The sequence below is a fragment of the Microcoleus sp. C2D2 genome (assembly GCF_036702495.1).
Lineage (GTDB): Bacteria > Cyanobacteriota > Cyanobacteriia > Cyanobacteriales > Microcoleaceae > Microcoleus.
Genome location: NZ_JAUBTO010000252.1, coordinates 1 through 6,790, shown reverse-complemented (window position 1 = coordinate 6,790; position 6,790 = coordinate 1). Strand labels below are relative to the sequence as shown.

The following is a 6,790-nucleotide window of genomic DNA, read 5'->3' as shown; positions in this document are numbered from 1 at the left end:
ACTAGCCCTGTTGTCGAGTTAATAATAATATTGCTGGGGTTGATATCTTTATGAATAATGTTATGTTGATGGATTTGCCCTAAAGCTCTGGTTATTTTGATAGCTGTTAACAAAAACTCTTGTAAGGTAAGTTTTCCCGAAGCTAACCCCAGCTTTAATGCTTCTCCACCACTATCCTCGAAAATAATAACCAAACTGTTCTGGTATCTTTCTAAGCTATAGGTTTTAGGGACACTTTCTAGGTTAAGATTGCGTGTAATTTCGTATTCCTGCTTGTATCTGACTAACGAAGCTGGCATCGGATAATCTAGCTTGAGAAATTTGAGAATTATCGGTTGGTTGTCTTGCTTTCTCAGGCCTCGGTAAACTAAAGAATTGTTACTTTCATGAATTTGGCTGGTAATTTCGTAGCCGGCTAAGTTAATCATCTTTGCATTCTCTCTTAAAATATTAATACACCAGTTTTTGAGGAAGTGTCAATTTATAAGTAGATGTATGCTCTGATACCTAAATTTACTCTGCACTTTCCGGAAAAATTAAGCTTAAAATTTAATTTCTTAACATTTCTTAATAAAAATACAAATAAAGATTCATTTTAGGAGGGATCTCGCAGCTTCCTCCAAAAGCAGGCAGAACAGAGTGAAGGGATCTCGCCCTTGGTCTTCAGAGGAGATTTGTACGGCTTGTTATAGTTACTAGATCGATCGTCCGATATGCCTAGACCCGCTCATATATATCTAGAACTTAGGCATTGACAAATTAACTCAAATGTGTATAAGGTGCAAAAATAAGGTAATTCCGACGGCGGATTAAGCTTGTGCCATTACAAACAGAAGCTAAAATGGCTAGGACTTACGCACCGTGTGTGCGTAAGTCCTGATGGCTTAAAACCCAAATCGAGAAAGACTTTTAGCTCGAATGGGCATGAATTTATAGTCCTGGACGCATGGGGGCCCAGAAACCGGGTTTTTTTACGAAAAGACGCCTCGCAGCCCGCACCCAAGGTAAAAAACCCGATTTCGAGGAGTCGGAGTGCCTAAGTCTTGAATTTAGTTATAGCAAGGGTTTTAGGCATTTTTAGGTCATAGACCTCTTTCCCTTGGCTAGAGGGGGTTTGGGCTCCTAAAGGGGCTAGAAAATGTTTAAGTCCCATTAGCAAAGCTTATATATGTATCTAGGAGGGAGCGGGGACGATCGCACTCATATAAAAACTCTCACCCTTGATGGTCCCCGCCCAATTTCCCAACTCTCCTCAATCGCTAAGCAAACTCGGAGAAGTCAGCACAAAGACATCCCTGGTTCCTACCCCTTCAGATTCCGGTTTAATCGGCGTAGTAAAGTGGAAAAACTCGTGGTCGTTGACCAGCAGCAATTCCCCTGGCTGCAGAACTTTATTAAAAACAGGCTTCTCTTTTTTAGCCAAGTACAAATGCGTTTCCCCGCCTACAATATTAGTTCGATCGACCGAGAAAATCCCGATAAAATCAGTACCGTCTCTGTGAATTCCTTCCGGTGCGGGGTTCCCGAAATTGTGCGGCGAACAAGCGATCCTGATTTGATGGATGCCGATTTCAGCTTCCGGGTGAATTTTGCAAGAATCGAAAAAAGCAAAAATCATCTGTTTGAAATTATCGAGAGCAATTAGCCGATCGTCCAATTCCGCAAATTCCCGCCTGAGATCGCCTGCTAGCGGATTGTATGTTTTGCTTTGCAAGAAATAGCCGTGAGGTAACTTAACTAACTCATTTCCGTTGACTGTAAACCGCGACAATCTTCTCGAACGATACTTCCCTTTCACATAAGGATCCGCAGGCAGATCGTCAAAAAATTTCTTGAAACCTTCTAGCTTAATCGAGTTTACTTTTTTGAAAGTAAACATGAAAGCATAATCCAAATGAATGGATTCTAATACTGTTTTCATAGATTTTTCTCCATGAAGCCTTGCTCCCCTCCCCAATTTCACCTTAAGGAGGTGTATGCTTCTACTGTAGCGCAAGTTTTTGGTAGGTGTCGTAAAAGACACTACAAAAATTGCAAAGATATCGTAAAGATGGCAAGATGAATCCGGGGGCCTGTTCTTCTTTTAATTCAAAATCCCAACTCTAAAATCTAAAATCTAAAATCTAAAATCGATTGACCGCTTTCACCAGCGAGTGACAGGCCTGCAGGAAAACGGCAACATCGACCCCAAGTGCGACGTACTGAACGCCAGCATCAATCCACTGCTTGGCGATTTCGGGGTTATCCGCAAAAGTACCCGCAGCTTTGCCTGCTTTGCGGATGGTTTGCACTGCTTCCTGCATCATGTCGATGACTCGGGGGTCGCGGACTTGGCCGGGAATGCCGATCGACTGTGAAAGATCGTAAGGCCCCAGAAAAATCACGTCAACCTGCGGCACAGTAAGAATTTCTGCCAGGTTGTCGATGCCGCCTTTACCTTCGACATGAATCACAACTAAGGATTCTTCGTTAAGTTGGTCGGTGATGTTTGTACCTGCAGCGGTGTAAAGTCCGGCCCGCGTAGCGAAGGAAAGGCCTCGCGTGCCCAGAGGACTGTATTTAGCGCTTTTGACAGCGGTTTCGGCATCGATTTTGCTTTCAATTTGAGGTACTTGAACGCCTGCACTGCCGATGTCGAGAGCTCGTTGAATTTGCGGCCCGTCGTTTTTGCGGACGCGAACAATGGGTGCAATTCCGGTGCAGTCGGCGGCGCGACACAAATCTTCAGCAGCAAGCGGGTGCAGGGGCCCGTGTTCCATGTCGATAACGGCAAAGTCGAATCCAGCGTGACCGCATATTTCTATGAATCCCGGATAAGCGCAGTGGATAAATAAACCGAGGACTGTTTCGCCTTGTTTAATTTTTTGCTTGAGTTGGTTTTGACGCATAAATTTAATTTGTTTTTACCGCAAATGAATGCCGATGAACCCAGATTGTTTTTAATTATACAGCTCAAATGCTGCCGTTATAAATTACTTTAGGTTAACAGAATAGACAAAAATTTTGTAGCTGCTTTAGCTTCTATTTTAAAGGGAATCAAGCACAAAAGCCAGCCCAAAATAAACATTCCTAAGATTGGTAAAAATATTGCTCCCACGGATGGTTCGACTAACCAAGCAAATAAAGAAAACATTCCTATACTGCCAGTTGTCCACAGCCAAAGAATTAGAAATGCTAGGACTGTTTTATGTAAAGTCATGCGAATTTTGATGGAAGAACCGAACGGTTGAGCACGGATCTCTCCTTGTATAATTGGGAAAATTAAATGGCGACCGGTGATGATGCGATTGATTTTGAAGGTATTGCCAGAAATTGTTCCTTCATAAAGTTTGGCAGGTGGGGGAACCCAGGGTAAAATTATTCTAAAAAGTTTGGGGAAAGTGACAACTTCGTCCAACCTGCGCAAAACTTCCGAACAAGTTAAACTCGTGGTAATTGTTAAACTCTCAAAAGGAATCAATAACCTAAAAAATTTTACTATCTTGAGCATAAGGTTGAGCCGACTGTTCAATAGTTGTTGCTGGTATTAATGCCTCTTGTCTAAAAAAAGTTGGCCCTGACAGCACCGCGAAATACCAGTATACTGCAAAATAAACATTTGGATGGAATAAGTGTTTTTCGCTGATGTCAAAATTAATTCCACAATCTCCGATGAAACTTCGACGGTATCTATTTTCGTTCAAAGGTCGATCGCTCGTTAGCCTCACCCTCAGCCTAATTTCCGCGATGGGGAGCATTTCCCCAGTATTTGCCGCACCTGGGGGCAATCGGGAGAATGCAGAAACTTGCGACATTCTAGTAGCAGGCGGCGGGCTCGCAGGTGCTGCTACCGCTTACGAAGGTTTGCGGGCGGGGCGCACAGTTTGCCTCACTGAAATTACTGACTGGGTAGGCGGTCAAATTTCCTCCCAGGGAACTTCCGCACTAGATGAAAGAGAGACTCAGCGATCGCTCTTATTTTACCCCCGCGGCTACCTAGAATTGCGGCAGCGGATCGAGCAACATTACGGCAGGCTAAATCCCGGAGGCTGTTGGGTTAGCTATTCGTGTTTCATGCCCTACGACGGTCACAAAATTCTATTTAACATCTTGCAGGATGCGGCTAAAACAGGCAAAGGCACGCTGAAATGGTTTCCCAATACGGTTATAAAAGAACTAGCAATTACTCCTGCTGTGGCGGGGAATACGGTTGGGGGTCAACAAATTAAAAGTGCGATCGCCATTCAACACAAACCTGCCGCCAACACCGGGCCAATCAACACCGAAACTCTTTCTCAGACTATCGAAGATGCCTATCGCTACGAAAATTCTGCGCGATTTAACAAAACTATTATTCGGTTTATTCCCAAAGCATCTGGAACCCTCCCTAACCCCAGAAGAGGGGGAAATTCCACAAGTTCCCCCGCTAAAGGGGGGGCTGAGTGGTACGTTGTAGATGCCACCGAAACAGGCGAATTGATCGGACTTGCCGATGTTCCCTACCGCCTCGGAATTGACCCGCGTTCCCCTCTCGAACCTTCCTCCGCCAGCCCAAGCGGCGACCCTTACTGCACTCAAGGTTTTACCTACACCTTTGCGATGGAGGCAACGAAGGAACCGCAGCAGCATCAAGTGCCGTCTTTTTATCAACAATACGCTCCTTACTACAGTTACGAATTGCAGAGATTGGCGAGCTTTCCCTTAGTTTTCAGCTACCGCCAAATTAGGACCGTGAAACCCGATAGAAAGCGACCTTCAGACCCGAAGCAATTCCCGATTTATCCCGGGGATATTTCGATGCAAAACTGGACTTGGGGCAATGACTATCGTCCCGGCAATTCTCAAGATAATTTAATTTATTCTCGCGAGCAGTTGGAAGCAGCCGGTCAACTGCAACCCGGGGGATGGATGGGCGGTTTGCGAACGGAAACTTTGCGCAGGGGGGAGGAAAATGCCAAAGGATTTTTCTACTGGCTGGTAACAGGAACTACTGACTCGCAGCTAGGAGAGGGAGTGAAAAAGCCTCATCCAAACAATCGTTTTTTGAGCGGTTTGAATTCGCCGATGGGGACGGTGCACGGACTTTCTAAATATCCTTATATGCGGGAGGGCAGGCGCATTATTGGGCGGCCGAGTTTCAATCAGCCTCAAGGTTTTACGGTGTGGGAAGTTGATATGTCTCGCACTGACTTTAAGGGTGATTTTTACCGCGAGAATTTGTCCGAGGAAGAGTATCGCAATTTGTGGTTGGCTGTGGCTGGTTTGAATGCGCCGGCTTTGGCTGTGGGAAGTCAATCTGTTGAGGATACAACATCGCGATCGCGCGCTACGATTTATCCTGATTCTGTGGGTATTGGTCATTATGCGATCGACTTTCACCCCTGCATGAGCAACAGCCCGCCGGAAGCACCGGGAAATACCGAACGCGAAGGCACTCGCAAAGGTCAAGGGCAAGCTTATCCGTTCCAAATCCCGCTGCGGGCAATGATTCCTCAGAAAATTGACAATATGTTAGTTGCGGGTAAAAGTATTGCGGTTAGTCACACGGCTGCTGCTGCTTATCGAGTGCATTCTTTTGAATGGTCTGCGGGTGCTGCTGCCGGAATTACTGCTGCTTTTTCCCTAGAAAATGGGATTGTACCTTATGAATTGGTGGACGAATTGCCATCCCGCGAGCCGAACTTGGAGGTGTTGCAGTTGCGCTTGCAGCAAAATGCCAATCCGATCGCATTTCCGGGTACTTCTATTTTCAATAGTTCGTGGCAAAATTGGAAATAATCGCACTTGTTGACACTCCCCGGCCGTACCGCGGGATTCTTTAATCTACTCTCCGCTTTTAAGTTGCCACTGCGTTTCATCAAGAGCGTAAATGCACTGGACTTTCACGTCTAGCTTTGTAATCCGGGGGAAGGAGAAGCTTTTTATGCGATCGCCATCCCCTCTGTACATCAAAGCTATTGTGGAGTAAGCATCCTGTAGCGCTTGACTTTATTTTCGCTCCCGGTCTAATGTAAAACCTGTTACCATAATAAACACCAATTTGTCATCCATCCTTTAACAGAAGCAATCTACCACTAATTTAGTCAGATAATAGCAATACCATCCCCAAAAGCTCATGAGAGCTAGGGTTCCAGCAGCCTCAACCCGCACTGCCAACCAGATGTCTTGCACCATCAACTCTGAAGCAGCGGGAAACCCCTTCAAACTCCCCAAAGGTAACAGTCATGTCAACTGCACAGATAACAAACCCCAATTCAAATAATGGTTATGCCAAACAGTTACTCAGAACCTTAGTAGCTGTCAAAAAAGGGGACTTTTCAGTTCGGATGCCCATAGACCAGACCGGTCTAGCGGGGAAAATTGCTGATGAACTTAACGACATTATCGAGCTCAATCAGAAAATGGCAGCCGAACTTGAGCGCATCGGCACAGTTGTAGGTAAAGAAGGCAAAATCGCCCAGCGGGCCACCATCGGCAACGCCGAGGGGTCATGGGGGGCTAGCGTAAATTCTGTCAATACCTTAATTACAGATTTAGTGCAACCAACCTCTGAAACCGCCAGAGTAATTCGGGCCGTAGCAAAAGGAGATTTATCGCAAACCATCGCCCTAGAAATAGAAGACAGACCCCTCAAAGGAGAATTCCTCCAAACCGCCCAAATTGTTAACACAATGGTAGACCAGTTGAGCTCCTTTGCGTCGGAAGTAACGCGGGTGGCTAGGGAAGTAGGAACCGAAGGGAAATTAGGCGTGCAAGCTGAAGTTAAAGGAGTTGCAGGAACCTGGAAAGATTTAACGGATTCAGTTAACTC

Annotated in this window: 6 protein-coding genes; 2 read left to right on the top strand and 4 right to left on the bottom strand. The window is 45.6% G+C overall.

Annotated features, from left to right (window positions below; genetic code table 11):
* From QUB61_RS36900 to QUB61_RS36885, 4 genes are all read right to left on the bottom strand, one after another.
* Positions 1-428 (bottom strand): protein kinase domain-containing protein (locus QUB61_RS36900; protein ID WP_333190387.1); only part of this gene is annotated, 428 nt, incomplete at its 3' end.
* Positions 429-1,252: 824 nt separating this feature from the next.
* On the bottom strand, positions 1,253-1,921 hold the full coding sequence (locus QUB61_RS36895; protein WP_333132756.1) for a 2OG-Fe dioxygenase family protein: 669 nt from the start codon (positions 1,919-1,921) through the stop codon (positions 1,253-1,255).
* A 202-nt stretch (positions 1,922-2,123) separates the two neighbouring features.
* Positions 2,124-2,888, bottom strand: a complete 765-nt coding sequence (locus QUB61_RS36890) for an aldolase/citrate lyase family protein (RefSeq protein WP_333132755.1) — start codon at positions 2,886-2,888, stop codon at positions 2,124-2,126.
* 89 nt (positions 2,889-2,977) lie between these two features.
* Positions 2,978-3,490: a hypothetical protein gene (locus QUB61_RS36885; RefSeq protein WP_333132754.1), complete on the bottom strand. Its 513-nt coding sequence runs from the start codon at positions 3,488-3,490 to the stop codon at positions 2,978-2,980.
* Positions 3,491-3,726: 236 nt separating this feature from the next.
* Here QUB61_RS36885 and QUB61_RS36880 point away from each other — a divergent pair, with 236 nt between their 5' ends.
* Positions 3,727-5,757, top strand: coding sequence for an FAD-dependent oxidoreductase (locus QUB61_RS36880; protein ID WP_445300276.1), 2,031 nt, complete (start codon positions 3,727-3,729; stop codon positions 5,755-5,757).
* A 446-nt stretch (positions 5,758-6,203) separates the two neighbouring features.
* Positions 6,204-6,790, top strand: a 587-nt coding sequence (locus QUB61_RS36875) for a HAMP domain-containing protein (RefSeq protein WP_333190384.1), incomplete at its 3' end; no start/stop codon positions are given.